The following is a 24,917-nucleotide window of genomic DNA, read 5'->3' as shown; positions in this document are numbered from 1 at the left end:
TTGTTCAGGGCTACCCACACGGGTAGCCCTTTTTGTTTAGCCAAACTAAATACTCAAGTGGCCCTTTTGCGCCATTTTTACGGCCCAAAGCCCTATCGAGATCCCACTTTTGGCCGGGGCTTTTGGCAAAAAATCCCCGCCGGCGTTATCTTGTTGGCCCCCCGTTTCGCACAGTTCAGAGCCAATGAAGATCATTGCCGTCACCGCCTGCCCGACCGGCATCGCCCACACCTATATGGCAGCCGAAGCGCTGCAAAAAGCCGCCGCCGCCCTCGGCCTCAAGATCAAGGTCGAAACCCAGGGCGCCATGGGGATGGAGAACTCCCTCACCGCCCGCGACATCGCCAGCGCCGATCTGGTGCTGATCGCCTCCGACATCGATATCGAGCAGAAGGAACGTTTCCTCGGCTGCCATATCCATCGGGTGAGCCTCGAAACCGTACTGCTCGATGCGCAGGCGGTGCTGAGATCACTGCCCCGGCCCAGCTGATGCTAAGCCGCGAGATCACCTTCTACTGCCATCAGGGGATGAGCATTGCCCGCACCAAGCAGCTGAGCCGGCTGGCGGGGATGTTCAAATCCTGCATTCGCTGCGCCAACCTCACCCGGCGCCAGACGGTTATCGCCAGCAACCAGCTCTCCCTGCTCACCCTCGCCACCCAGCCCGGCGATCTCTGCCAGTTGCAGATCGAGGGCAACGACGCCGAGCTGGCCCATATGGCCTTCACCTGCTGGTGCGGCGAGCTGGGTCAGCCGCTGGTGCGCCCCGCCAGCGCCGCGCTGGCCGAGCTGCGTCTGGCGAGCGCCCTGCCCGACTACCACTTCGCCCTGCGCCAGCTGGCTCACAGTCCCGCCCCCCTGACCAAGAGCGAGGCGCTCGAACACCTGATCGACCTGCTGCCCGCCGAACTGGTCGGCAACAGAGCCGCGCTGGAGGAGGCGATCAGTCGGCGCGAGCAGATCGCCGCCACCATCATCTGCCCCGGCCTTGCCATGCCTCACGTGCTTTGCGAGGGGATAAGCCAGCCGGCCCTGAGCCTGCTCAGCAGCCCGGCCCCCATCGAGTGGGGCTCGCAGCTCGGGCCGGTGCAGACCATCATCCTGCTGGCAGTGCCGACCGGCTGCGGGCGCGACACCCTGCTCCCCCTCACCCGGCTGGCCCGCGCCCTGATGGACGAAGTGATAAGCGGCGCCCTGCTGCAAGCAAGCTCGGCCCCCGCCAGACAAGCCATCGTGATTGAAAACCTGCTCGGTTGACTCCCGGCCGAAGCCGCCAATTTTCCCGGGATCTCTTTACCTACTCCTCCCATTCATCCTGCCGTCAGCCCCCTGTGGTACACTCGCTGCCATTCCCACTTGCCAATCCGCTATCCGATGAAATCTGCCCGCTCCCGACTCTCGCTGCCAAACCGTCCCGCCCGCGATGGCGCCACCCGCTCTGCTGCCCGACCAGCCGAACCCCGCCACGTTGCGGCGCGCAAGCCGGAGCTGGCCCCCGAGGATCGCAAGCTGCTGCTGTTGAACAAGCCCTACATGGTGCTCTGCCAGTTCACCGACGAGGCGGGTCGCGAGACTCTCAAGGATTACATCAAAGAGCCCGGCATCTACGCCGCAGGCCGGCTTGACCGCGACAGCGAGGGGCTGTTGCTGCTCACCAACGATGGCAAGCTACAGGCGCGCCTCACCCAGCCGGGGGAGAAGACCCCCAAGACCTACTGGGTGCAGGTGGAAGGTATTCCGAGCGAGGAGCAACTGGCCACCCTGCGCGCCGGTGTGGAGCTCAACGACGGCATGACCCTGCCCGCCGGGGCGCGCATCATGGATGAGCCTGTGGTGTGGCCGCGCAATCCACCCATTCGCGAGCGCAAGGAGATCCCCACCTGCTGGCTGGAGATCAAGATAGTGGAGGGGCGCAACCGGCAGGTGCGGCGGATGACCGCCCATATCGGCCACCCCACCCTACGCCTTATCCGCTACGCCATCGGTGACTGGACGTTAGATGGTCTGGCACCCGGCGAGAGCCGCGCCCTGCCCGCTCCCGAACTGGCGCCCGCCCCGCGCAGGACACAGACCCCAAGCAAACCGCGCGACCAAGGCACGGGCAGCAGCAATCAGCGCAACGCCCAATCGACCCGACGCCCGCATGGTCAGGGCCAAGGGCGCGACAGTCGCGACACGAGCCCGCGCCCGGCCAATCGCAGCGCCGGCCGTGGCACCGCGCGCCGACCGGCCCGCAGCAAACCCTCGGAATAACGTGCAGCCTGCTGGCAATCGAATTGTAAAGAACAGCGCTGAATCGAGCCCCTGCTTCGGCCGGGGCCAAACCGGTAACGAGACAAGGAGTCCTTATGAGCGATAACCTTCCTGCATCGCAGGAGAAAACGCCGCACGAGCGCATGCAGGCCAGATTGACGGTCGCAGCGCTGGTTCAGTGGCAGGGCCGCTTTCTGGTGGTGGAAGAGGAGATAAAAGGCCAGCGCCGCTTCAACCAGCCCGCCGGCCATGTGGAGGCCGGCGAAGATCTGCTCACCGCAGCCTGCCGCGAGCTGAAAGAGGAGACGGGGCTGACCGCCACGCCTACCGCCTGGCTTGGCACCTATCTCTACAAACCGGCCGACAGCGAGGCCACCTATGTGCGCACCGCCATCATCTTCGACCTTGAAAAAGCGCCGGGTCAGCACCATCCAGAGGATCCTGACGGCGATATCCTCGCCTGCCACTGGCTCACCCTGGAGGAGATCGCCGAGTGCAAAGCGGCCCTGAGAAGCCCGCTGGTGTGGCAGTGCATCGAGGATTATCTGGCGGGCACCCGCCTGCCGCTCTCGGCGCTCAAGGCCTTTATCCAGAGCTAGGGGCAGAGCAGGCATCCGCTGGCAATCGCCACAAGAAAAACGATTTCCTGCCGCAAGGTTCCTGATGGGGACAGTGGCATGGAGATGTGACCGGGGGCGCAAAACTCTGGTAGAATACGCCCCGTTTAAACGAACTGGTAACTTCGACTAATGACAGACAACAGCCAAATCAAGGTGATCGTCGGCATGTCCGGCGGCGTGGATTCTTCCGTCTCGGCCTACCTGCTCCAGCAGCAGGGCTATCAGGTCGAAGGCTTGTTCATGAAGAACTGGGAAGAAGACGACACGGACGAGTACTGCTCTGCCGCCCAGGATTTGGCTGATGCCAAGGCCGTCTGCGACAAGCTGGGGATGAAACTCCACACCATCAACTTCGCGGCCGAGTACTGGGACAATGTGTTCGAGCACTTCCTCGAAGAGTACAAGGCTGGCCGCACGCCGAACCCGGATATCCTGTGCAACAAGGAGATCAAGTTCAAGGCGTTCCTCGAATTTGCCGCCGAAGAGCTGGGTGCCACCTACATCGCCACCGGCCACTATGTGCGCCGTGACGACAGCACCGGCCGCCCGCGCCTGCTGCGCGGTCTCGATACCAACAAGGATCAGAGCTACTTCCTCTATACCCTGAGCGAGAAGCAAGTGGGTCAGAGCCTGTTCCCGGTTGGCGATCTGGAAAAGCCGGAGGTGCGCCGCATCGCCGAGCAGCTGGATCTCATCACCGCCAAGAAGAAAGACTCCACCGGTATCTGCTTTATCGGCGAGCGCAAGTTCAAGGACTTCCTGGCCAAGTTCCTGCCCGCCCAGCCCGGTAAGATCGAGACCGTGGATGGCAAGGTGATCGGCGAGCATCAGGGTCTGATGTATCACACCCTGGGCCAGCGCAAGGGGCTCGGTATCGGTGGTCGCAAAGATGCCACCGAAGAGGCCTGGTATGTGGTCGACAAAGAGGTCGAACGCAACGTGCTGGTGGTGGCGCAGGGCGAACATCCCCGCCTCTACTCCGATGGTTTGATTGCCAGCCAGCTGCACTGGGTGGATCGCACCCCCATTCGCGAGCCGCGTCGCTGCACCGTCAAGACCCGCTACCGCCAGCAGGATATCCCCTGCCTGATCCAGCCCATCGACGACGAGACCATCCGGGTCATCTTCGACGAGAAGCAGGCTGCGGTAACCCCGGGCCAATCCGCCGTTTTCTACGACGGGGAAGTGTGTCTGGGCGGCGGCATCATCGAACAGCGTTTCAGCCATCCGGTTTGAGCCAATAGCAGAAGGCAGCATACGTGAGCGATAAATTCCAAGACAGAACCATGGCCTTTGCCGGCATCTGCCAGGCGGCCGCGCTGGTCCAGAAGGTGGCCCGCGACGGCAGCTGTGACGAGGCCGCCCTGCGCGAGAGCCTCTCCAGCATTCTGGTAACCAACCCGAGCCACCCGCTCGAGGTGTTCAACAACACCCATCTGGCCATTCGCGACGGCTACCGTGCGCTGGTCGAGCAGCTGGGTGCCGACGGCAGCCAGAAGAATGCCGAGCTGACCCGCTACGTGGTGAGCCTGATTGCGCTGGAGCGCAAGCTGGCCAAGCGCAAAGACATTCTCAACATGCTGGGTGAGCGGATCAGCCAGATCGGTCGCCAGCAACAGCACTTCGATCTGCTCGACGAGCAGATCCTGGCCAACATGGCGAGCATCTACAGCGATCTTATCAGCCCCATCGGGCCGCGCATTCAGGTGGCCGGCACCCCGCTGTTCCTGCAGCAGCCGCTGGTGCAGCACAAGGTGCGCGCCCTGCTGCTGGCAGGCATCCGCGCCGTGGTGCTGTGGCGCCAGCTCGGTGGCAGCCGCACCCAGATCATCTTCGCTCGCAAGAAGATGGTGGAACTGGCCAAGCGTTACTAATCATTGGCTTGCGCGCAGGGAGAGGGAGACAAGGTGAACAGCCGCACATCAGCCTTGATAGACCCCGACCGGCGCGCAAGTGAATACGGATCCCCCACACCAATCATCAGGAGTTCACCCCATGGAGCTGTCCGCGCTGACTGCTGTTTCCCCGATTGACGGTCGTTATGGCGACAAGGCCGATGCCCTGCGCCCTATCTTCTCCGAATTCGGCCTGCTGCGTTTTCGCGTTGAAGTCGAGGTTCGCTGGTTGCAGAAACTGGCCAGCCACGCCGGGATCCCGGAAGTCCCTGCCCTGAGCGCGGCCGCCAACGCCCTGCTCGACGGCATCGTCAGCAACTTCAACGAGAGCGACGCCGCCCGCATCAAACAGATCGAGCGCACCACCAACCATGATGTGAAAGCGGTGGAGTACTTCCTCAAAGAGAAAGTCGAAGTGAACCCGGAGCTGGCGGCTGTCAGCGAGTTCATCCACTTCGCCTGCACCTCGGAAGACATCAACAACAACTCCCACGGTCTGATGCTGAAAACCGCCCGCGAAGAGGTCATCAAGCCTTATTGCGAGAAGCTGATCGGCGAGATCAAGCGTCTGGCCCACGAGTACCGTGACATGCCGCTGCTCTCCCGCACCCACGGCCAGCCGGCGACCCCGAGCACCATGGGCAAGGAGATGGCCAACGTCGCCTACCGTCTGGAGCGCCAGTACAAGCAGATCATGGCGGTGGAGATCCTCGGCAAGATCAACGGTGCGGTCGGCAACTACAACGCCCACATCAGCGCCTATCCGGAAGTGGACTGGCACCAGTTCTCCGAGGAGTTCGTTACCTCCCTGGGTCTGACCTGGAACCCCTACACCACCCAGATCGAACCGCACGACTATATCGCCGAGCTGTTCGATGCCATGGCCCGCTTCAACACCATCCTGATCGACTTCGACCGCGATGTGTGGGGTTACATCTCCCTGGGCCACTTCAAGCAGCGCACCATCGCCGGTGAAATCGGCTCCTCCACCATGCCGCACAAGGTCAACCCCATCGACTTCGAGAACTCTGAAGGCAATCTGGGTCTGGCCAACGCCGTGTTCCAGCATCTGGCGAGCAAGCTGCCCATCTCCCGCTGGCAGCGGGATCTGACCGACTCGACCGTGCTGCGCAATCTGGGCGTTGCCATCGGCTATTCCCTTATCGCCTATCAGTCCACCCTCAAGGGTATCTCCAAGCTGGAAGCCAACGACGCCGCCATGGCCGCCGATCTGGATGCCAACTGGGAAGTGCTGGCCGAGCCTATCCAGACCGTGATGCGCCGCTACGGCATCGAGAAGCCCTACGAGAAGCTCAAGGAGCTGACCCGTGGACGCCGCGTCGATGCCGAAGGGATGCGTACCTTTATCGACACCCTGGAGTTGCCGGAAGCGGTCAAGGTTGAGCTGAAAAAGCTGACCCCGGCCAACTACATCGGCGACGCCCAGCGTCTGGTTGATCTGCTGAAATAAGCGGATAAATGACACTACCGGGGCCCTGTGCATGATCTGCAACAGGGCCCCGGTTATTTTATGTGGCACCCTATACACGGTTTGCAAGAGGGCTTGCCCGAGGCCGGCAGCCGCCTCTGGCAAGACCTCTCCTGACCTTTGTCGAACCCTTTGACGAGAAGATCTATGTACGAACTCAATCTGGATATCGCTCACTTCCTCGAGCACTACTGGCAGAAGCGCCCGCTCCTTATCAAGGGCGGCTTCAAAGACTTTCAGGATCCCATCAGCCCGGACGAGCTGGCGGGTCTGGCCATGGAAGAGGTGGTAGAGTCCCGTCTGGTCACCCGTTTCGACGGCAAGTGGGATGCGGCCCACGGCCCCTTCGAATCCTACGACCATCTGGGCGAAGAGAACTGGACCATTCTGGTACAGGCCTGCAACCACTGGGCCCCCGAGGTGAACGAGCTGGCGGTACCGTTCCAGTTCATTCCGGGCTGGCGCTTTGACGATGTGATGGTGAGCTTCTCCACCCCTCACGCAGGTGTCGGCCCCCACATCGACAACTACGACGTGTTCATCACCCAGGGTATCGGCAAGCGTCACTGGCGGGTTGGCGATGCCAAGCCGCTCAACGAGTTTGCCGCCCATGCCGCCCTGCTGCACTGCGAGCCGTTCGAGGCGATCATCGACGTCATCATGGAGCCGGGTGACATCCTCTACATTCCGCCCGGATTCCCCCACGAAGGCTACGCCATCGAGCCCTCCATGAACTTCTCGGTGGGCTTCCGCGCGCCGGATGCCAAGGCGCTTATCTCCTCCTTTGCCGATCACCTGATCGACAACGAGGTGCGCACCGAGCGTTACGGCGATGCCGATCTCAAACCCAGTGCCCGTCACGGCGAGATCCAGCCCCACGAGCTGCACCGTCTGCGCGAGCTGATGCAACAGGCCCTCGATGACGAGACCCTGTTCAAGGAGTGGTTCGGCACCATGATCTCCGAAGCCAAGCACGATCTGGACGTCAATCCGGTCGAGCCGGACTACAGCGCCGAGGAGGTAGCAGACCTGCTGACCCAGGGCGAGCCTGCCATCAAGGTGCCGGGCCTGCGCAGCGTCTGGTTCAGCGGCGAGAGCCAGCAGTGCTATATCGATGGCGAAGCCTGGACCCTGCAGAGCGAAGATGCGGCAGCCATTTCGCTGTTGTGCGACAAGGACATCATCACTCAGGCCGATATGGTGGAGCTGGCCGATCAGGCCGGTTTCCTGCAACTGCTGACCCGACTGGTCAACCGCGGGTACTGGTTCTTCAACTGATCCGACAACCGTCGCGCAGAGATAAAAAAGGAGGGGTATCCCTCCTTTTTCTGTTTAATGCAGCGCACATCATTTATGAAAAAGAAAGAGCACCAGCATAGTCGCGAGCAGGGCTCCAACCAGGATCAGGGTCGTGGATGAGAAATGCCTCTGACCATCCCCCGCTTTCCAATTTGCATATATCGTTGCCAACACATCACTGACCACCACAATCCCTGCCGTCAGTACAATAAAGCTCGCCATGCTCAAACTTTGTCCCGGAATAGCCAAAGTCAGCCATGAAATGATCACCCAGTGAATGCAGTAAATCGGGGTAACATTTTTACTCCAGCGACCCGCGATATCCTTGATAAAACCAGGTACATAACGTACCAGATAACTCAATATAGCGAGTTCAAATATGACACCACCAGTAAAAGTGATATTATCCGTCAAGATATGATGGTAATAACCAGTCTCAAGATTCATACCTGTTGGAATAGAGAACAAAAAATTGAAAAGGTATATACCGAAGAAAAATACGACTGCCGCAACAACCCCCGATATCAGATAAAACTTTCTTTTATCAGTGCAGCGGATCAGATAATCGCCAAAAATATATCCGGCGATGGGGTAAAATGCCCACGTCAGGAATGGGAAATATGAACTTTCATTACTTCCCCAAAAAAGTCCAGCCAGAGAAGATACGGGCAGAGTCTGGGTTTGCACTGGCAATAGCAAGATATTTATCAAGGCAAACACCAATCCGGTGATACCGATAGCAATCTTGTTAAACTTGAAGAAATTGAAGCCAGCAAACATAATCATTGCCAACCCTGAAAATTGCAGGATATCCACGATCATCAGCTCATTGAATCCCTTGTAGAGATAGCTGATGTCTGCGCTATTGAATCCCATAATTACGTTTGGGATGAATCCACGTACAAAACTGAGCAGGTAGGCTGTACATAGCAGAGCAAGACCACGCCAGGCCATTGATGCCGGTTGATTCTTCCTGGAATAATTTATGCCGATACCAAGCAGAAACATGAACATAGGGGCTGCAGGAATATCCCCATTAAAATCATTTATATCAGCCAGTAGTGTGTCCCATACTCCTGAATTGGCAAAAACCAATTGTACATGGATGATAATCATAAATAGCACGGCTAAGCCTCTGGCTATATCTAGCTCGGGTTGCCGACCACTGTTTACTTTATCCGGAGAAAACATATCTCACCTGCCTTTAATTTATATCGCTGGTTACGGCATAGCCATGCAACAATATGGCATTGCTAACAATGCCATAACGTATCACCTCAAACTTATAGAGAAACTCGTCTTATATGGTCATTCCACCATAAACGTCATAAACATATCAAAGAACACACCAAAAAAGGCGATACTGATACCAAATATAAAAAGATAGAGAGTGTGTCTATAATAAGTCAGAGCATCATCATCCTGACGGACACTTAATATTCTGAACAATACAAAGATCATGCTCACTGTGCCAGAGAACACACACATGCCGATCAAATATGCCTGCCACGCAGAGCCAACATGTTCGACGTCACCACGCACCCATGTCGCCATATAATTGAGCAAAAAGCCCAAGATAATACCGTTGGCAGTTACCATTGGTGCTCGTAGATTGGTTATTTTATCATCTTTCATTTACTCCCCCTGAAACCGGAATTATATTCACATCACCATACTATCATCAGCGCTTATGAAATATAGATCCCGGTTGGTTACATGGCAAGAAGGAGCAATACCATGCAAGGTATTACTCCATCTCCAGATTTATATCTCCGTCTGCAGTTAAATTATTGTGTCAGTCGTGATCTGCCTCAAGGATTTTTTCTGCCGCATAGTAACCAGATTGCACTGCTGCCTCAAAAGTCGGGTAGATCATATAGTCGCCCGCCAACACTATCGAGTCATCATTACTGTTATTCAGTTTGAGCAATCTGTCATATGCCCCCAATGACATCACTGGATAGCCATATGGGAATCGCTCAATATCGTAACCTGTAATTTTTTTACTTGCTGCGGAAAATATTTTATCCAAATCACGATAGACATTCTTCAGCAACTCATGATCGCTCATGGTCAAAATTGACTGATCATGACTGGTCTTGGGAGCGATGTAGACAGAAATGATATTGGCTCGATCTTTTTTCTGCTGATCGTAAAACCGTTCAACCCAGGTAGCATCATAAACATCAGTGAAGAAGTAACTGTCTGGCACGGCCAAATCAAACGCCTTGTCAAATATCGGCGTATCAGAGAATAGTGCGACCGTAACATAAGGAGCGTAAGTTATCCCCTTCATGATCTCTTTACGCTCTGACGACAAAACAGCATCAGCGATCTTCAGAGTCACCGGAGCCGGGGTCGCAATGACAACTCTCCTGGCCAGAATAGTGGCTTGCTTGCCCCCTTTTTGGGTGTATACCACTGCATAATTTTCACCTTGTCTGGTAATACCGGTGACTGTACTCCCGGCTCTGAGCTTGCCATTCAACGCATGCCCCAACTTGTCAGTCAGCTCGGAGATACCCTTGGTAAAGGTGTAAGAGTTGGAACTCTCTTTTTTCGCCTCTGCATACTGCTCCGCAGCACTGCCAGGTTCATCATCCAGCACATAACCATGTTCGTCATCGTCATAATCAAATGCGACCTCGGGGATCAGACTCAGTGCAGATATCTCCTGCAGACCAGCCCCAAAAAGCCCACGGCTGGTCACATTGTATTTATCTATATAAACCTCAGGAATTCCATTCGCTGTTAACCAGCTTTTGGCATCCATATAATCCATTTTTTTCGTACGATCATTATATTCCGTATCAGGTATTTCATCGTAATGCTTATATTCTGATGAAATTAGCTTGATGAAATTATTATATGTTTCCAGATCACTATGCTTTATCAAATGTCTGGCAATACCATCACTACCATAACTGATAGATTCCCCATCATAAATAGCATCCATTGGTGAGGGGATTTCTTTCATTTCAAGACCGAGCTTGCTCACCATACCTGCCAGCACATCATCGGGCTCCCCCAGATATTCTGTACCTTTGGCATAGGTAAACTGTTTATGGTGTCCTGAAGAGGTACGCCCACCAACAGTGTCATTTTTTTCCAACAAGACAAGATCTTTATCTTTCAGAAAATATCCTGCGGTAAGACCTGATATACCGCCACCGACGATCACTATATCATGAAACTCAACTTGAGCTGGCTGCACGCCAGACTCACGAGCACAAAGAATAGTTACCGGCAGCAAACAACATATACCTATGAAGGCAACCTTCTTATTTAAACCATTTCTTATATTATTCTGCATAGTGTCACCTCTATCTTTTCCATCACCCATTTTACGTTCATTAAGGGATGCGATTTAGACCGGAGGAGATAACCTCATCAGCTGCCCTTACACCAGATAAATAGGCACCATGTACCGTCTGAAAGAAGTGTCTCTCGGTCGCCTCACCAGCAAAAAAGAGACGATGTGCAATACTCTTCGCCAAATCGTCCCTAGCCTTGGGAGTTGCGCCCAATCCGTTGTATGAATAAGCTCCCATAGCATAAGGATCCGCACTCCAGCGTGTAATCAAGTAGCTCACCGGGTCTGGAATATTTGCACCATATATGGCTCTCAATGCTGCCATCGCACTGGACACTGTATCCTGATCGTCCAGCTGTTCAACATGAAGCGCAAACTCGGCAGCATTAAAGCCAATCAAAACTGGCTGATTGGTATGTTTGGCCAAGCTGGCCCATTCAACCCATTGTCCTTTATTGCCAGTATCGGGGATATTGTTAATCCAGTCGTAGCGAGTATCCCAAAATGCGTAGGGGAAATGGAGGCAACATTTATTCAGCGTACCAACACCAAGTTTTTTAATTGCTTGTGCTTTCCTGCCTGGCAATGGTGGTTGAAATTCCACACGACCTGATTTCAAAACGCCCAGTGGTAAAGTGACTATTACTTGCGCAGCTTGATATGTCCGGCTTTTTGTTTTAACGATAACCTCTGCATTACTCTCATATTCAACTTTTATAATTTCCTGTTCAAGCCGGATATCTAAATCCTGAGCAAGGTACTCGACAACGGACTGATAGCCGTTATACAAAACCCATTCATCACCAGAAAAATCTTCATCACTATCAAACCAATATGAAGAGAGCTGTTCTATGGAACCGCCATACTCATGCTCTATGCTGCTACTTAAAACAAAATCGATAATTCGTTGTTCTTCTTCAGTGCGTGAGGAGTAGGAAAGGCGAGAGTAAATGCCATCCCGCAATGAGACATCACGTTCCGCATCCTGCAAAATCATTATTGCAGCAGATATTTCATCTTCAATCAAAGTAAGGCGTGCGTACTGGGATGAACTCAGTTTATGAGAACCACCATAAAAAATATCTGCGCTCTCCGAATCGGTGGAAAAGTGCTTGATACCCAGCTCATCAGCCAATCTTGAAACAGGATTTTGTGGCCCGGCACCGTGAATCCATGTTGCCCCAAGATCGATAGCAGGCCCCGCCCACTGCGAAGAGGTATGCAAACGCCCCCCAATACGATCCCGGGCTTCAAGTACCAATACGTGGTATCCGGCATCACGCAATTTTTTAGCCGCGACAAGACCTGCCACACCGGCGCCAATCACTATGATTTGCCATCTATCGGTAACCGCAGAATTCAACTCGCCCATGGTATTAGCGTCTCCTCTACTATGACCAAGTTGCCAGTAAACCGATTGGTTAGAGGCAATATTGTCACTGCAACCTGTGAAACATTTCAGACTATATTCACTCTATTTGAGCGACTGCTCAAAACTACTGTAAGGGCTTGCTACAAGTCAATAGCAACATCGCTATCAAACGCTGTTTCTTGAATCATGCAGTGAGAAGAATGGGGATGAGCCATTCAGCAAACAGCCGCATCCATGCAGTGAATATGATGGGGATACAGACAGGGGTAGAGGAAAAATACTATTTAAAATCAATAGTAATGCATGATTGAACATGACAGATGGCTCGTTTCACCATCACTACTGCCCTATGTGAAAACCTGTACGACAAAAGGCGCCTTATGGCGCCTTTTTTATTGCTATGTGCCCAACGGTTCAGCCGGGAATGGCGCCGCTGTTGAAGGTAAAGCTGTAGCTATCGCCGCGACAGAGGCTCTGGCTCACCTCGAGCAGCTCCCCCTGCGCCGTGTAACTGCGCTGCATCACTGCCAGCACCGGCATGCCGACCGGCAATCCCAGCATGGCGCTCTCGGTCTGGCTCGGCACCTGCTGGCGGATCTGGTACTGCTGGGCAACGGGCTCAATCCCCTCCTCCCGCCAGTGGGCGTAGAGCGAGCCCTCCAGCAGGTCGGGACGGGGCAGGAACTGGCGAGGGATATAGGTGGTCTCGATGGAAGTGGGGTCATCGTTGACGCAGCGTACCCGGCGGATCTTGGCGATCTCGGTGCCCTCAGCCACCCCCATCAGGGCGGCCTGCTCTGCGCTGGCGGCCACCAGCTCGCGCGCCAGCCAGCGATCGCTCAGAGCACCGAGCTGGCTCAGCTGGGCGGTAAAACTGCCACCGGCCAGGTTGTAGGTAAACGGAGCGTGCACGACGGTGCCCTTGCCCTGCTGCTTGATCACCAGCCCCTGCTCCGCCAGCAGGGAGATCCCCTTGACCACGGTGGCCCGAGAGAGGGCGAGGCTGTCGGAGAGCTGACGCTCGGAGGGGAGCACGCAGCCGTGGGGCAGCAGTTTGCGCTCGATAGCCTGCTGCAGCCCCTGCGCCAGAATGAGATAGAGCGGCTCATCCCCTGCACAGGCCAGCCGTTGTTTCAACTCGTCAAACAGGTGTTCAGCACTCTCTCTCTGCATGGCGCTCTCGTCTAAAGATGCAAAAACATAAACAAATGGGTCCAGTCCACTTTACTTTAAAATGCGTTATGGTTCACACTGGACTGACACTGGATGTGTATAATACCAACTGGACTGCAACTGGACTACACAAAAAGGTGATCGATATCGTCATGACCCCATCAAGCTCTACCTCACTTCAACAGCAGCGTATTCTGGGTTGTCTCTATGGACAAGCGGTGGGCGATGCCTTTGGCATGCCATCGGAGCTCTGGTCCCGCGAGAAGGTGCGTGCCTTCTTCGGCTGGATCCATGACTTCCTCGACGGCCCCGAGGAGAACATCGCTGCCAACGAATTCGTACGCGGCCAGTTTACCGATGATACCAGCCAGATGGTTGCCCTGATGGATGCCATCATCGAGGAGCAGGGGGAGATCAAACCACTGACCATCGCCCGCCACATCATGAAGTGGGCCGAGGGGATCGACGCCTTTAGCAAAAATATTCTGGGCCCTACCTCCAAGGGAGCCCTGATCGCCCTGCAGCAGGGGATCCCCCTTGAGGAGATCCAGGCCAACGGGGTGACCAACGGCGCCCCGATGCGTATCGCCCCCATCGGCTGCCTGATGCCGACCAGCGACAAGGAGGCCTTTATCGAGGCCGTGCGCCTTGCCTGCGTGCCGACCCACAAGTCGGATATCGCCATCGCTGGTTCAGTGGTGATTGCCTGGGCCATCAGCCGCGCCATCGAAGGGGCCAAGTGGGCAACCATTCGTACCGAACTGCCCCCCCTCGCGCAAGAGGTGCAGAGCCGTTTCGCCTCCACCTTCAGCGCCTCCCTTGGCCGCCGCATCGAACTCGCCTTCACCGCTGTCGACAAGGCACCGACCATCGAATCGGGTCTGGACGATATCTATGACCTGATCGGTTCCGGCATGGATGTGATTGAATCTATCCCCGCCGCGCTGGGCATAGTGGAGCTCTCCGAAGGGGATCCCATGCTCTGCGCCCAGCTGTGCGCCAACCTTGGCGGCGATACCGACACCATAGGTGCCATGGCCACCGCCATCTGCGGTGCCCTCTGCGGCATCTCGGCCCTGCCGCTGGCAGCGCGCCAACTGATTGATCAAGCAAACCGGATTGACTTCGGCCCCTATGCCGAAGCCCTTGCTCACTATCGGCAACAGGACGTATGACTATGAGCCAGCAAGCAACCGAGATGCAGCCGGAACAGGCTTCCAGCGGCATCGATCTTATCCCTCCCCACAAGCGAACCAAGCAACCGGCGGAGCTCTTCTTCGTCTGGTGTGCCGCCAATATCGGCATTCTGGGGGTCGTCTACGGCGCCGTGGTGGTCTCCTTTGGTCTCTCCTTCTGGCAATCGCTGCTGGCGGCGGTTGCCGGGGTCGCCTCCTTCGCGCTGGTAGGGATCACCAGCATGGCGGGCAAGCGTGGCCGCACCACCACCCTCACCCTCTCCCGCATCTGCTTTGGCAAGCGGGGCAATATCGCCCCCACCGCCTTCTGCTGGATCAACCTGATGGGCTGGGAAGCGGTCAATCTGGTCACCGGTACCCTGACGCTGGCGGCGCTGTTTGCCGCCATGGGGCTGGCGGAGTCCCACTGGATCACCGCCCTCTCCCTGCTGCTCTTTGGCGGCCTGACCGTGGTGGTCTCGCTGCTGGGGCAAAATACCGTGCTGATGATGCAGAAGTGGATCACCCGCACCTTCGGGGTGATGACCCTGATCGTGGTGCTCTATCTGATGGCCAACGCCAACTGGCAGGTGATCATGGCGCTCCCCTCCGGTGACTGGCTGACCGGCTTCCTGCCTGCCGTATCAGTCATCGCCGCCGGTACCGGCATCAGCTGGGCTATTGCCGGCGCCGACTACAGCCGCGATCAGAGCGAAAAATCGCTCCCCGGCGTCGTCTTCTCATCCGTGGTGGTGGGCGCCTCCCTGCCCCTCATCCTGCTGATGTTCGCCGGCATTCTGCTCACTGCCCAGATCCCCGATCTCGCCTCTACCGAGAACCCCATCGCGGCAATCGGCAAGCTGCTGCCTGCCTGGATGGCGATCCCCTATCTGGCCGCTGCGGTTGCCGGCATCGTCACCATCGCCGTGCTGAGCCTCTACTCCGCCAGCCTCAACCTGCTGAGCATGGGGGTCAAGCTGCGCCAGTCCCACGCCGTCATGCTGGATGCCGTGCTGGTCGTCGGCGTCGCGCTCTACGTGCTGTTTGTCTCCGGCGACTTCCTTGGCCCCTTTATCGCCTTCCTGATCTTCTGCGGCCTCTTCCTGGCCTCCTGGGCTGCCATCTTCATCCTCGATTATCTGGCGCTGCGCCGTCATCAGGGTTACGACTATCTGGCTCTCTACGGTGATACCGGGGTGCGCAAAGGGCCGCTGCTCTGCTGGCTCGCCGGCTCCATCAGCGGCCTGATGGTCACCAAGACCGGCTTTATCGACGGCCCGCTGGCCATCGGCGTCTTTGCCGACTCCAGCCTCGGTCTGTTTGTCTCGTTTGCCGTCAGTCTGGTGCTCTATGCCCTGCTACTGCCCCGCATGAGGAGCGTCTGAGATGACTCCGCCCGTCCCGACCATGCCGGTCATGGTGATTGGCGCCGCCTTTGGCGACGTGATGCTGGAGATGAACCGCCTCCCCGTCTCGGGCGGCGATGAAGTCGCCCGCGAGAGCGGCCGCCAGATCGGTGGCTGTGCCTTCAACGTGGCTCGCGCCCTCGCCCGGCTCGGCGCCCCGGTGATCAACGGCATTACCGTCGGTCAGGGCAGCTGGGGAACGGCGGTGGAAGCAGCGATGGCAGCGGAGTCGCTGCCAGTCCAGTTGCGCGATCCGGCTCACGACAATGGCTGGTGTCTGGCACTGGTCGAGCCCGATGGCGAGCGCACCTTCATCACGGTGGAAGGGTGCGAGCAGTACTGGGATACCGCGGCACTGAGTCGTCTTCTACCCGCAGGCACAGGTTGGGTCTATGCCTCCGGCTACGAGCTGACCGGCACCCAGGGGGCGCCGCTGCTGGAGTGGTTGCTCCAGCTGCCCGAGCGCATCACACCGTTTATCGATCCGGGCCCCCGCATCGGCGATCTGAGCGCTGACGAGATTGCCGCTCTGCTGGCCCGTGGCGCCCTCTTCTCCCTCAATCGTGAAGAGGCGGTCGTGCTGCTGGGGGCCCCCGCCAGCGCAGCAACCGTGGCCAGCTTCTGCCGGCAACACAGGGCTGCTCTTATCGTGCGGGAAGATAAAGAGGGAGCACTGGTCGGCACCCCGGATGGTCAATGCCGGCGGGTACATCCCGTTGCGGTTACCCTCTGCGATACCGTCGGGGCGGGCGATGCCCACGGCGGCGGCACCCTGATGGGGCTCGCCAGCGGCCTGCCGTTGGCAGAGGCTGTTCGCCTCGGCAATCTGGTGGCCGCCATCGTGGTCAGCCGTCCCGGCGCCGATGGTGCACCAACCCGCGCTGAACTGCTCAATTACGACTTGCCTGTGATCACCGCAGCGTGATCGCTTTGGCCCGCTCCGGCACCACCGGAGCGGGCATTTTTTCAATGGCAGCAACCACTTCCCCCACACTGTTCACATCCCCCCTCTGTCACAGACGATTTGCAAAGCTGAACCGGATCTTGACGGCACTTCACTTGGTGTTTTATTGACCAGTGGAGAGCTAGTATTATGAGCAGGTTCCCGATCAGTCAGAGAAGCGATCATGCAAATCAACTCAGCCTCCATGCCCATCATGCGCCCCGATTACGGCAAATATCCCTCTTATCCCGAGGTCACACCGGAGCAGATCAACCAGGCTCAAAACAAGGTGCTGGACAAGAAAGACGAGGTTGAAACTCAGCGTGAGGATCAGGCAACCGCCCGCCGCACCATGGCGGTCTCCTACTCGGCTGCGCAGCAGAACAAGGCAGTGGTCGAACGCTATATGGAAGCCAGCGATACAGAGAGCAACGAAAATAGCGGCCCGAGCGCCAGTGATGTCTATCAGGCGGCCAACCGCTACCAGCGCCAGCAGAACATGAGCGACTACCTGCAATTCCAGCAGAGCCCGCTCGGTCAGCAGATGGGCAGTATGGTCGGTGAGGAGAAGCCCAAGGGCTCCCTGCTCGATATCACTGCCTGACAGACCAACATCCGCGAATGAAAAAGCCCTCTTCATGAGGGCTTTTTGCTATCAGTGAGATCCTTCCGCCACCTCGTCTGGCAGCTCGTCAAAGAGAGGATGGTAGAGCACCTCGCCCGCCACATTGGCAAGGCCACCCGGCTGCAGCTCCATCGCCATAAAGCACTCTGCCGGCACCTCGTAGATGCAGCGCAGGCCAAATTCGCTGGCGGGACGGAAACCGAAGCGGCTGTAGTAGACCGGATCGCCGAGCACCACCACCCCTTTCCAGTCCATCTCGAGCGCCGTATCCAGCCCTTCACGGATGAGATCGGAGCCAATCCCCTGCCCCTGCCAATCGGGATGCACCGCAACCGGCGCCAGCCCAAGCCAGGGCCCCTCGACACCGTTAATGGTGATCGGGCTTAGCATCAGGTGGCCCATGAACTCGTACTCTTCCTCTTCGACCATGGTCACCACGGCGGCACCACACTCGCGCAGACGGTTAACCAGCTCGGCCTCATCGGTGCGGCCAAAAGCGGCAGTGACCAGCTCATAGACCGGCAGCATGTCACCGGGGCGCTCGGTTCTCAACATCAGGTATTACTCCTCGTACAGCAGAGCGGCCATTATTCCACAAACTGCCTCCGCTCCTGAGCACCTTTGTCCAGAAATGGGAGGGTGCACTCAGGAAAACGATCGGCAAACTGCTCTCGCAAGGCTCGCCAGTTATCCGGGGCGGGCTGGGCCAGCACCCTCTGATAGGCACTCAGCAAGGAGGGGGACTCCCGCGCCAGCCGCGCAAACGTCGGCTCCGGCCCCAGATGCCAGCGGCCATCCAGCTCATCCATCAGCTCCGGCAACTCCACCAGCAACCTTATCAGTCGATGGCGCAGGGGGAGCGCGCTCTCAGCCGTCACTCCATCCCCATCGGCAAGTAGCCGACTGATCCAGCCCAGCCGCTCGCGCCGCTCTGTCAGCGTCAGCGAAGTGGGCCCCTGGCGCAGCAGAGTAGCGAATTGCAGCAGCCACTCCAGCCCCATATCCCCCTCATCCTTTAGCAGCAGACCACCTGCATGGTGGAACAGCTCTGGCTCTGCTGCCTCAAGCCGGGAGAGGGGATAGCAGTGCAGCTGATATCCCTCGGCCTCCAGCTGCGGATCAGAAAATAGCCGAGCCTCGTCAGCATCCATGTCGGCCAGAAAGAGGGAGATAACTGGCAGCGTCGCTTCGCACACAGCAGGATCGCAGAGGATCACTACCGCGATCCGCTCATCCCGTTGCCATCTGACCAGCGCCTGCTGCAACGCTCCAGTAATGGCTGGACGGCGATCCAGCCGCCAGTAGCGCACCTCGCACGGCTGATGGCCGTCAATCAGACGCAGCCCCTGCTCAACCATGCCAAGCTTGGCCATCACCCGGCCGGAGGCCAGATTCTGCGGCATATGGCGAGCCGTGATGGCGGGCAGATGCAGCTGGTCAAAGGCGAATGCCTTGACCAGTCTGGCCGCCCGGGTGGCAATGCCGCGCCCCTGCCAGGGGACACCGACCCACCAGGCCAGCTCGCCATTCCAGTGCAGCGAGATGACGCCGACAAGGGGCAATTCAGCCTCCCCTTGCGGCAAGGTGATGGCCCAGCTCCAGCCAAGGCCAAGCGCCGCTCTGCGCCAACAAAGGGCCAGCCAGTCGCGGGCACTCTCCGGTGGATAGGGGTGGGGAATATTGAGGGTGTAGCGGGCGATCGCCTCATCACTGCAATAGCGCACGATCTCTTGTTCATCTCCGGCGTACAGTGCCCGCAGTTGCAGTGGAGCATCGCAATCTTGTTCCCGTAAAGAGGGTATCCGCAGGCGACGCGCAAGCAGACGATTGAGCAGAGCGCCCAGATCCGCGTGTGCATCCAGCGTCAGATCTGCGCCAACCGTCCCCAGCGTGAGCAGCCCCTGCTCCCGGGCCAGCGTCAGCAAGGAAGCAGAGCCACTGATCAAAATCTGGCGGGTAGGATCGGCATAATGTTGTGGCGACAGGTCGCCATCAAGCCAGACGGCCAGCAGGGCGCCGAGACAGATCACGCCATCAGGGGTCAGACCTGCCCAGGGGGCGCTCTGGTGATCGAGGGTGGCGGCAGCCTCCTTGCCCAAGAGCAGCTGCCAGCGATGGCCCTGCTGCTGCCAATGGCCCACCACCTCATTCCAGTGGGGCTGCCACAGGCTCCCCTCGATCAACAGCTCCATCAGCCCGCCTGACAGGCCGCTGGCAGGCTCATGTGATGTGGATGCGCCTCGATGCGGGCAATCCAGTCACGAATGGCGGGCCACCCCTGCAGGGAGAAGATCCCCTCCTCCGCCACATGGGTGTAGGCGTAGAGGGCGATATCGGCGATGGTCGGCACCTCGCCGCACAGATAGGGGCTTTTTTTCAGTTGTTGCTCCATCACCGCCAGCGCCTTCTCACCACCGGCCTTCAGCCCGTCGAGCCGCGCCTCCTGCGACTCGGGCCGCCCCAGATAACGGACGATAAAACGGGCCACTGCGATATAGGGCTCATGGCTGTACTGCTCGAAGAACATCCATTTGAGCACGTCGGCCTGCAGACGCGGCTCGGTCGGCCACAAAGGCGAGCCCTGCGCCAGATAGAAGAGGATGGCATTGGATTCGGCCAGCAAATCGCCGGGAGCAAGCTCCAGTACCGGGATCTTGCCGTTGGGGTTCATCGCCAGAAAATCGGGGGTTTGAGTCTCCCCCGCCGCGATATCGACCGCCACCCACTCGAGGGGCAGTTCAAGCCAGCGCGCCAGCAACCACGCCTTGTAGCAGTTGCCGGAGCGCAGATCGCCGTACAGGCGCATGCACACTCCTTGTGAAAAACAGATTTGAGAAACCGCTCAGGGAGCCAGACGCTCGATATGCCAGCCATCCCCTTCACGGGTGTAGTAGAAACGGTCGTGCAGACGGTGTTCACCCCCCTGCCAGAATTCGACCGTCTCGATCACCACCCGAAAGCCGCCCCAGAAGCTCGGCAGCGGCACTTCGCCGTTGGCAAACTTCTGTTTGAGCTCGAGAAACTTGGCCTCCAACACACCTCGCGCCGAGATGCGGGTCGACTGCTTGGAGACCCAGGCAGCGATCTGGCTATCCTTGGGACGGCTGTGGAAGTACTTCATCACCTCGAAGGTGCTCATCTTCTCCACCCGACCGGTCACATGCACCTGACGGTCGAGGGTGTGCCAGGGGAAGAGCAGGCTGATGCGGGGATTTTCCCCCAGCTGATGCGCCTTGCGACTGCCCATGTTGGTGTAAAAAACCATCCCCTGGGCATCGTAGTGCTTGAGCAGCACGGTACGCTGCCAGGGCTGGCCATCGGCATCCACAGTGGCAACCACCATGGCGGTGGGATCGGTCAGTTTGGCTTCGCAGGCCTGTGCCAACCACTTCTCGAACAGCTCGAGGGGCTCGGCGGGCAGATCGGCCCGATGCAGCCCGCCACGGGTATACTCCCGGCGCAGATCAGCAACATCCATCATCTTGATTTTCCTTCAAATAAATAATGGTTCCACGACCATCAAGAGAATGATTGCAGGCATTGTGCGCTGCCCTTTTGCCGGTGACAAGCCATAACGAACGGGGGAGGCTCCCGCCTCCCCCGTCCACTCTATGATGGGCTAACCCTACTTTTGTGACTTTTGACAGTACGGCAACATGCGCCGGTTATAGTCCGTGGCATAGGCTTCCAGCCTGGCATATTCCCCCTCCTTGCCCGGAGTGATCACATCGGCGAATCCTGTCAGATAACGCACTCCGCAACGACTTTTTGCCTGCGCCTGCTCACTCTCGGCGATGCCGGGCGCACTGCCGCCCCGCCCCGCCCGTACGATAAGCCGATAATCCTGCACTTTGAGGCTCTGCTCGACCGCCTGTTCGGCCACATCAGGTATGGCATGACAACCCGATATGTAGATCAGCAGCAAACCAGCCGCTACGCGCAACATCTGCGCCATAAAAGACCTCCTGCCATCAGCACCAGCCAAAGCGGATCAACACTGCCGCCACCTCCCCCGCCGCCAGAACTACCAGAGCTGACAGTGGTAGTGCTTCCTGTCGAACTACCGGAAGCTGAGCTCGCCCGCGCCGCCGTATTGAGAGCAAAAAAGATATTGTCGCTGCAAGAGAGCCGCAGCAAGGCCCCGCTCGCCAAAGGTGTTGGCAAAGTAATGCTGGCCGAGCCACTATTGGGTACACCGGCCACCAGCGTAGCCCAGTTGCTGCCGCTATCCTGGGTCAGGGCCACATCCACTTTCTGACAGTTGATAGGCGCCTGGTTCGTTCCCGCCACATTCCAGCTCAACGTCTGGGTTGCACCAGCCACCATCTTGCCAGCAAGGGGAGCAGTGATGGCAAAAATGGCTCCGGTGTTGACCACTTGTACTACCATCTCGTCGCTGCTGACAGCCCCTTGGCCATCACGTACCGCAAGGCGAAAGTGAAGGTCACGACTGGTGGTTGGCCAGGCCTCACCCTTGGCAAGCACACCCGCAATGAGTGAGCTCATCGCAGGCAAGCTGCGGCTGGGGGCTTGGGTTGGCGACAACATCCGAAACAGCGGCCGTGAACCGTCATCCACCATGGTGGCCGCACTGGTAGAGGCAGAGCCAAGATCCAGCTCCTCCCAGCTGTAGCTCAGCGGATTGCCATCAAGATCCACCGCACTGCCGCTCAGGGTGAAAGCGGTGTTGGCGGGGATCACCCGATCCACGCCAGCATCCACGACCGAGGCATTGTTGGAGAGCACCAGATTGGTTCCACAAGATGGCTGCGAGGCCATCTTGGTGCGGATCTGCTCTATCGACTTGCTGTGAAAGAAAGGAGAGCTGTTGCTCTGCAGATCTTCATCTCCACAGATCCCAGCATACGCCATGATAGAGGAACCGCTGCCAGGCTCCCAGGCCGAGCTTGCCTCACGCCCGCTACCACAGCTGCCCGACGTGCCGTTGAAAGAGTGCTCCGCCCCCATCTGATGGCCCAGTTCATGAGCCACGTAGTCGATATAGAAGGCATCACCTGTCGGCTGCGAGCTCCCCGTCATCCCCTGAGACCGGCTGAAGGGGTTGCAGAGCGCCCCGAGTGTAGCCAGCCCGCCTCCCGAAGTGGTCAATACGTGACCCACATCGAAACCAGGACTTAACAGCAAGGCTTGCTGGGTCTCGTTGATGGTCAGATCCTGAGTGGAGTTGGTGAAGGGATCGGTGGCCGGATCGGTAAAGATCACCTTGTCCGTATCCGCAGCCAATTGAAACTCGGCCCCTACATCGCGGCGATAGACCTCGTTGACTCGGTTAAGCAGGGTGGCAATGGCTGCCAGAGCTGCGGCTTTGGTGCCACCGTGAAACTGGGTATATTCCCCGGTCGCCGAGATAGCGATGGTATAGCGCTTGCGCTGGTTGCCGCTGACCAGCACCGAGCGGGCGGCCTGCGCCCCAAGCTGCGACGAGAGCACTTCATCATCATCCAGCCGGCGCCAACTCTCCTGCTGGGTATAAACGGCGTACGAGGTGCCATCAAAAAGCGGGTCTATGTAGAAGGTCTTCCCCCGATAGGTGAACATTCCGTGAAACCCCTGTGGCGTCAGGTCAAAGCGACCGCTGCTTCGGGGATCGTCTGCGGCGCTGCCCGAATAGGTTTTGATGGCGGGGTAACGCAGTGCCAACGTGGGTGGCAGCAGGGCATTGGGATGCAGGGAAAATGTGACAATACGACCATCGGTCAGCGGCAGACTAAGAGAAGATGGTAACTCCCCCGTAGCGAAAGGGGGTTCTGGCACTACCACCTTCACCTCATCGGCCCTCACATCAAAAGCGACGTTTGCAGCAGTTTTTGCATCCTGAAACAACCACTCCGGTGATGCCAGCACCGGCATTGCCAGGCAGGAGATAAACAGGGTCAGACCATACTTCATAGCGCCTCCATGCTCTATTGTTATCGCTGCAAGTATGGCCCAGCCCCACATGGCTCGCCGAATATCCACCTTGCACCGCATCCCCCTTCCACCTATCATTGCGCCGTTTGTCTGTTTCAGAATCATCCCGCTACCGGGGTGATTCATCTTTATCTGGCCAAGGTTAATCTCATGCTCAAATCCCCACTGTTGCCCCGTTTCGGGGATCTGGTCGTTGCCATTGTTGATGACGTGCTGGGCCAGGGTCTCACCCTGGATCGCGCCTATGCCCGTCACTTCTCCGGCATCGAACTCAAACCGCAAGAACAGGCAAGGATTGCCCTGGTCACCGGCGACCTGCTGCGTCGCCTGAGCCTCTACTGCGCCCTGACCGGTATTCAGGTGCGTCAGGCCGAGAAGAACGTCTGGCCGCTGCTGCACAGCTGGCATGCTTTCCACAAGATCCCCCAGCCCAACCATCCGACCCTGGATCGCTTCAACGAAGAGGCGTTCCGTCGCCGCCTGAACGAAGCCAAAAAGAACCCGGTGCTGATGGATGGCTGCCCGACCTGGCTGGAAAAACTCGGCAGCGAGCAGCTGGGCGAAGCCTGGCCGGCCGAGCGCGCAGCCCTGACCGCCATGCCCAAGCGCTACCTGCGGGTCAACACCCTCAAGTGCACCCGCGAGGAGCTGCAAGCCGCTCTGGCCAAAGAGCAGGTCAACACTGTGCCGGTAGCAGGGGTTGAGAGCGCTCTGGAAGTCACTTCCGATGCCGCCCTGTTTCGCACCAACGCCTTTGCCGACGGCTGGTTCGAGCAACAGGATGCCGGCTCCCAGCACATTGCTGCCGCACTCGACGTCGCGCCCGGCATGCGGGTGATCGACGCCTGCGCCGGTGCCGGTGGCAAGACCCTGCATCTGGCCGCCATGATGAAAGGCAAAGGCCGCCTGCTGGCGATGGATGTGGAAGAGTGGAAGCTGGAGAACCTCAAGCAGCGTGCCCGCCGCGCCGGTGCCCACAACGTGGAGACCCGGGTCATCACCAGCAGCAAGACCGTCAAGCGCCTCAAAGAGAGCGCAGATCGCCTGCTGCTGGACGTCCCCTGCTCCGGCCTTGGCGTGCTCAAGCGCAATCCGGATGCCAAGTGGCGCGATACCGCCGAACGTCTGCCGGTGCTGGTCGCTCTGCAGGAAGAGATCCTGCAGCGCTACAGCCAGATGGTGAAAGTGGGCGGCATGCTGGTTTACGCTACCTGCTCCATCCTGCCCGAGGAGAACCGCCAGCAGGTGGACAAGTTCCTCGCCGCCAACGAAAACTTCCGCCTGCTCGGTGATCACACAGTGAGTCCGGCAGCTACCGGTTTCGACGGTTTCTATCTGGCGCGCATCGAGCGGATCGCCTGATCCAGAATGACCTGCTCCTTGCGCCCTTATCGCGCACGGCGGGTGCGATGAAAAAGAGCGG

24 protein-coding genes are annotated in these 24,917 nt (G+C 58.2%); 13 read left to right on the top strand and 11 right to left on the bottom strand.

Going from position 1 to position 24,917, the window contains the following annotated elements; translation table 11 throughout:
* The first annotated feature begins 184 nt into the window (after nt 1-184).
* The 8 genes from BS300_RS03585 (at nt 185) to BS300_RS03550 (ending at nt 7,535) form a co-directional block, all read left to right on the top strand.
* Entirely contained in the window at nt 185-490 is a 306-nt protein-coding gene (locus tag BS300_RS03585; RefSeq protein WP_033114409.1) for a fructose PTS transporter subunit IIB, read from the top strand.
* A complete protein-coding gene (locus tag BS300_RS03580; protein WP_071910830.1) occupies nt 490-1,257 on the top strand; it encodes a PTS sugar transporter subunit IIA in 768 nt (255 codons plus the stop codon). Before BS300_RS03585 ends, BS300_RS03580 begins: the two co-directional genes overlap by 1 nt.
* Before the next feature lie 117 nt (nt 1,258-1,374).
* Nucleotides 1,375-2,253: a pseudouridine synthase gene (locus BS300_RS03575; RefSeq protein ID WP_071910828.1), complete on the top strand. Its 879-nt coding sequence runs from the start codon at nt 1,375-1,377 to the stop codon at nt 2,251-2,253.
* A 95-nt stretch (nt 2,254-2,348) separates the two neighbouring features.
* Nucleotides 2,349-2,852: an NUDIX hydrolase gene (locus BS300_RS03570; RefSeq protein WP_043850389.1), complete on the top strand. Its 504-nt coding sequence runs from the start codon at nt 2,349-2,351 to the stop codon at nt 2,850-2,852.
* 150 nt (nt 2,853-3,002) lie between these two features.
* Nucleotides 3,003-4,109, top strand: a complete 1,107-nt coding sequence (mnmA, locus tag BS300_RS03565) for a tRNA 2-thiouridine(34) synthase MnmA (RefSeq protein ID WP_005353619.1) — start codon at nt 3,003-3,005, stop codon at nt 4,107-4,109.
* Between the two features lie 23 nt (nt 4,110-4,132).
* Nucleotides 4,133-4,747, top strand: a complete 615-nt coding sequence (gene hflD / locus BS300_RS03560; protein ID WP_041208876.1) for a high frequency lysogenization protein HflD — start codon at nt 4,133-4,135, stop codon at nt 4,745-4,747.
* Nucleotides 4,748-4,868: 121 nt separating this feature from the next.
* Entirely contained in the window at nt 4,869-6,239 is a 1,371-nt protein-coding gene (gene purB, locus BS300_RS03555) for an adenylosuccinate lyase (protein WP_041208877.1), read from the top strand.
* A 165-nt stretch (nt 6,240-6,404) separates the two neighbouring features.
* Nucleotides 6,405-7,535 carry a cupin domain-containing protein gene (locus tag BS300_RS03550; protein ID WP_071910825.1) on the top strand — a complete coding sequence of 377 codons (1,131 nt, stop codon included), beginning with the start codon at nt 6,405-6,407 and terminating at the stop codon, nt 7,533-7,535.
* 69 nt (nt 7,536-7,604) lie between these two features.
* On the opposite strand, the gene BS300_RS03545 is transcribed toward BS300_RS03550, so the two are convergent.
* From BS300_RS03545 to BS300_RS03525, 5 genes are all read right to left on the bottom strand, one after another.
* Nucleotides 7,605-8,747: a heparan-alpha-glucosaminide N-acetyltransferase domain-containing protein gene (locus BS300_RS03545; protein ID WP_071910823.1), complete on the bottom strand. Its 1,143-nt coding sequence runs from the start codon at nt 8,745-8,747 to the stop codon at nt 7,605-7,607.
* Nucleotides 8,748-8,864: 117 nt separating this feature from the next.
* A complete protein-coding gene (locus BS300_RS03540; RefSeq protein WP_104014220.1) occupies nt 8,865-9,191 on the bottom strand; it encodes a hypothetical protein in 327 nt (108 codons plus the stop codon).
* A gap of 160 nt (nt 9,192-9,351) precedes the next feature.
* Nucleotides 9,352-10,899, bottom strand: coding sequence for an FAD-dependent oxidoreductase (locus BS300_RS03535; protein ID WP_071910821.1), 1,548 nt, complete (start codon nt 10,897-10,899; stop codon nt 9,352-9,354).
* A gap of 10 nt (nt 10,900-10,909) precedes the next feature.
* On the bottom strand, nt 10,910-12,241 hold the full coding sequence (locus BS300_RS03530; RefSeq protein ID WP_083593358.1) for an FAD-dependent oxidoreductase: 1,332 nt from the start codon (nt 12,239-12,241) through the stop codon (nt 10,910-10,912).
* A 414-nt stretch (nt 12,242-12,655) separates the two neighbouring features.
* Complete coding sequence (locus BS300_RS03525) at nt 12,656-13,414, bottom strand: GntR family transcriptional regulator (RefSeq protein WP_041208882.1); 759 nt, start codon at nt 13,412-13,414, stop codon at nt 12,656-12,658.
* 152 nt (nt 13,415-13,566) lie between these two features.
* Here BS300_RS03525 and BS300_RS03520 point away from each other — a divergent pair, with 152 nt between their 5' ends.
* The 4 genes from BS300_RS03520 to BS300_RS03505 all read left to right on the top strand — a co-directional run bounded on the left by BS300_RS03520 (nt 13,567) and on the right by BS300_RS03505 (nt 17,542).
* Nucleotides 13,567-14,589, top strand: a complete 1,023-nt coding sequence (locus BS300_RS03520) for an ADP-ribosylglycohydrolase family protein (protein ID WP_071910817.1) — start codon at nt 13,567-13,569, stop codon at nt 14,587-14,589.
* Nucleotides 14,590-14,591: 2 nt separating this feature from the next.
* A complete protein-coding gene (locus BS300_RS03515) occupies nt 14,592-15,974 on the top strand; it encodes a cytosine permease (RefSeq protein WP_071910815.1) in 1,383 nt (460 codons plus the stop codon).
* A 1-nt stretch (nt 15,975) separates the two neighbouring features.
* Nucleotides 15,976-16,920 (top strand): PfkB family carbohydrate kinase, encoded by a 945-nt coding sequence (locus tag BS300_RS03510; RefSeq protein WP_071910813.1) that lies wholly within the window; start codon nt 15,976-15,978, stop codon nt 16,918-16,920.
* Between the two features lie 202 nt (nt 16,921-17,122).
* A complete protein-coding gene (locus BS300_RS03505) occupies nt 17,123-17,542 on the top strand; it encodes a hypothetical protein (RefSeq protein WP_071910811.1) in 420 nt (139 codons plus the stop codon).
* 51 nt (nt 17,543-17,593) lie between these two features.
* On the opposite strand, the gene BS300_RS03500 is transcribed toward BS300_RS03505, so the two are convergent.
* The 6 genes from BS300_RS03500 to BS300_RS03475 form a co-directional block, all read right to left on the bottom strand.
* Nucleotides 17,594-18,118, bottom strand: coding sequence for an N-acetyltransferase (locus tag BS300_RS03500; RefSeq protein WP_071910809.1), 525 nt, complete (start codon nt 18,116-18,118; stop codon nt 17,594-17,596).
* A 32-nt stretch (nt 18,119-18,150) separates the two neighbouring features.
* Nucleotides 18,151-19,755 (bottom strand): GNAT family N-acetyltransferase, encoded by a 1,605-nt coding sequence (locus BS300_RS03495; RefSeq protein ID WP_143241697.1) that lies wholly within the window; start codon nt 19,753-19,755, stop codon nt 18,151-18,153.
* The gene (locus tag BS300_RS03490) at nt 19,755-20,369 is read right to left on the bottom strand and encodes a glutathione S-transferase family protein (RefSeq protein WP_071910806.1); all 615 of its coding nucleotides are present in this window, start codon (nt 20,367-20,369) and stop codon (nt 19,755-19,757) included. The genes BS300_RS03495 and BS300_RS03490 overlap by 1 nt, the downstream gene beginning before the upstream one ends.
* A 36-nt stretch (nt 20,370-20,405) precedes the next feature.
* Nucleotides 20,406-21,044, bottom strand: coding sequence for a pyridoxamine 5'-phosphate oxidase (gene pdxH, locus BS300_RS03485; RefSeq protein WP_071910804.1), 639 nt, complete (start codon nt 21,042-21,044; stop codon nt 20,406-20,408).
* 144 nt (nt 21,045-21,188) lie between these two features.
* Nucleotides 21,189-21,518 (bottom strand): hypothetical protein, encoded by a 330-nt coding sequence (locus tag BS300_RS03480; protein WP_143241696.1) that lies wholly within the window; start codon nt 21,516-21,518, stop codon nt 21,189-21,191.
* Nucleotides 21,497-23,473 (bottom strand): reprolysin-like metallopeptidase, encoded by a 1,977-nt coding sequence (locus BS300_RS03475; protein WP_071910802.1) that lies wholly within the window; start codon nt 23,471-23,473, stop codon nt 21,497-21,499. The genes BS300_RS03480 and BS300_RS03475 overlap by 22 nt, the downstream gene beginning before the upstream one ends.
* A 171-nt stretch (nt 23,474-23,644) precedes the next feature.
* Here BS300_RS03475 and BS300_RS03470 point away from each other — a divergent pair, with 171 nt between their 5' ends.
* Nucleotides 23,645-24,856 (top strand): methyltransferase domain-containing protein, encoded by a 1,212-nt coding sequence (locus tag BS300_RS03470; RefSeq protein WP_043850373.1) that lies wholly within the window; start codon nt 23,645-23,647, stop codon nt 24,854-24,856.
* Nucleotides 24,857-24,917: the final 61 nt, after the last annotated feature.

Source organism: Aeromonas sp. SCS5, assembly GCF_001887375.1.
GTDB classification, from domain to species: Bacteria; Pseudomonadota; Gammaproteobacteria; order Enterobacterales; family Aeromonadaceae; genus Aeromonas; species Aeromonas jandaei.
This window is presented reverse-complemented; position numbering and strand designations above follow the sequence as displayed.

What these genes read in the sequence shown, in the direction of transcription:
- BS300_RS03585 (WP_033114409.1), top strand. Translation starts at nt 185, where the DNA reads ATGAAGATCATTGCCGTCACCGCCTGCCCGACCGGCATCGCCCACACC.
- BS300_RS03580 (WP_071910830.1), top strand. Translation starts at nt 490, where the DNA reads ATGCTAAGCCGCGAGATCACCTTCTACTGCCATCAGGGGATGAGCATT.
- BS300_RS03575 (WP_071910828.1), top strand. Translation starts at nt 1,375, where the DNA reads ATGAAATCTGCCCGCTCCCGACTCTCGCTGCCAAACCGTCCCGCCCGC.
- BS300_RS03570 (WP_043850389.1), top strand. Translation starts at nt 2,349, where the DNA reads ATGAGCGATAACCTTCCTGCATCGCAGGAGAAAACGCCGCACGAGCGC.
- mnmA (WP_005353619.1), top strand. Translation starts at nt 3,003, where the DNA reads ATGACAGACAACAGCCAAATCAAGGTGATCGTCGGCATGTCCGGCGGC.
- purB (WP_041208877.1), top strand. Translation starts at nt 4,869, where the DNA reads ATGGAGCTGTCCGCGCTGACTGCTGTTTCCCCGATTGACGGTCGTTAT.
- BS300_RS03550 (WP_071910825.1), top strand. Translation starts at nt 6,405, where the DNA reads ATGTACGAACTCAATCTGGATATCGCTCACTTCCTCGAGCACTACTGG.
- BS300_RS03545 (WP_071910823.1), bottom strand. Translation starts at nt 8,747, where the DNA reads ATGTTTTCTCCGGATAAAGTAAACAGTGGTCGGCAACCCGAGCTAGAT.
- BS300_RS03540 (WP_104014220.1), bottom strand. Translation starts at nt 9,191, where the DNA reads ATGAAAGATGATAAAATAACCAATCTACGAGCACCAATGGTAACTGCC.
- BS300_RS03535 (WP_071910821.1), bottom strand. Translation starts at nt 10,899, where the DNA reads ATGGGTGATGGAAAAGATAGAGGTGACACTATGCAGAATAATATAAGA.
- BS300_RS03530 (WP_083593358.1), bottom strand. Translation starts at nt 12,241, where the DNA reads ATGGGCGAGTTGAATTCTGCGGTTACCGATAGATGGCAAATCATAGTG.
- BS300_RS03525 (WP_041208882.1), bottom strand. Translation starts at nt 13,414, where the DNA reads ATGCAGAGAGAGAGTGCTGAACACCTGTTTGACGAGTTGAAACAACGG.
- BS300_RS03520 (WP_071910817.1), top strand. Translation starts at nt 13,567, where the DNA reads ATGACCCCATCAAGCTCTACCTCACTTCAACAGCAGCGTATTCTGGGT.
- BS300_RS03515 (WP_071910815.1), top strand. Translation starts at nt 14,592, where the DNA reads ATGAGCCAGCAAGCAACCGAGATGCAGCCGGAACAGGCTTCCAGCGGC.
- BS300_RS03510 (WP_071910813.1), top strand. Translation starts at nt 15,976, where the DNA reads ATGACTCCGCCCGTCCCGACCATGCCGGTCATGGTGATTGGCGCCGCC.
- BS300_RS03505 (WP_071910811.1), top strand. Translation starts at nt 17,123, where the DNA reads ATGCAAATCAACTCAGCCTCCATGCCCATCATGCGCCCCGATTACGGC.
- BS300_RS03500 (WP_071910809.1), bottom strand. Translation starts at nt 18,118, where the DNA reads ATGTTGAGAACCGAGCGCCCCGGTGACATGCTGCCGGTCTATGAGCTG.
- BS300_RS03495 (WP_143241697.1), bottom strand. Translation starts at nt 19,755, where the DNA reads ATGGAGCTGTTGATCGAGGGGAGCCTGTGGCAGCCCCACTGGAATGAG.
- BS300_RS03490 (WP_071910806.1), bottom strand. Translation starts at nt 20,369, where the DNA reads ATGCGCCTGTACGGCGATCTGCGCTCCGGCAACTGCTACAAGGCGTGG.
- pdxH (WP_071910804.1), bottom strand. Translation starts at nt 21,044, where the DNA reads ATGATGGATGTTGCTGATCTGCGCCGGGAGTATACCCGTGGCGGGCTG.
- BS300_RS03480 (WP_143241696.1), bottom strand. Translation starts at nt 21,518, where the DNA reads ATGGCGCAGATGTTGCGCGTAGCGGCTGGTTTGCTGCTGATCTACATA.
- BS300_RS03475 (WP_071910802.1), bottom strand. Translation starts at nt 23,473, where the DNA reads ATGAAGTATGGTCTGACCCTGTTTATCTCCTGCCTGGCAATGCCGGTG.
- BS300_RS03470 (WP_043850373.1), top strand. Translation starts at nt 23,645, where the DNA reads ATGCTCAAATCCCCACTGTTGCCCCGTTTCGGGGATCTGGTCGTTGCC.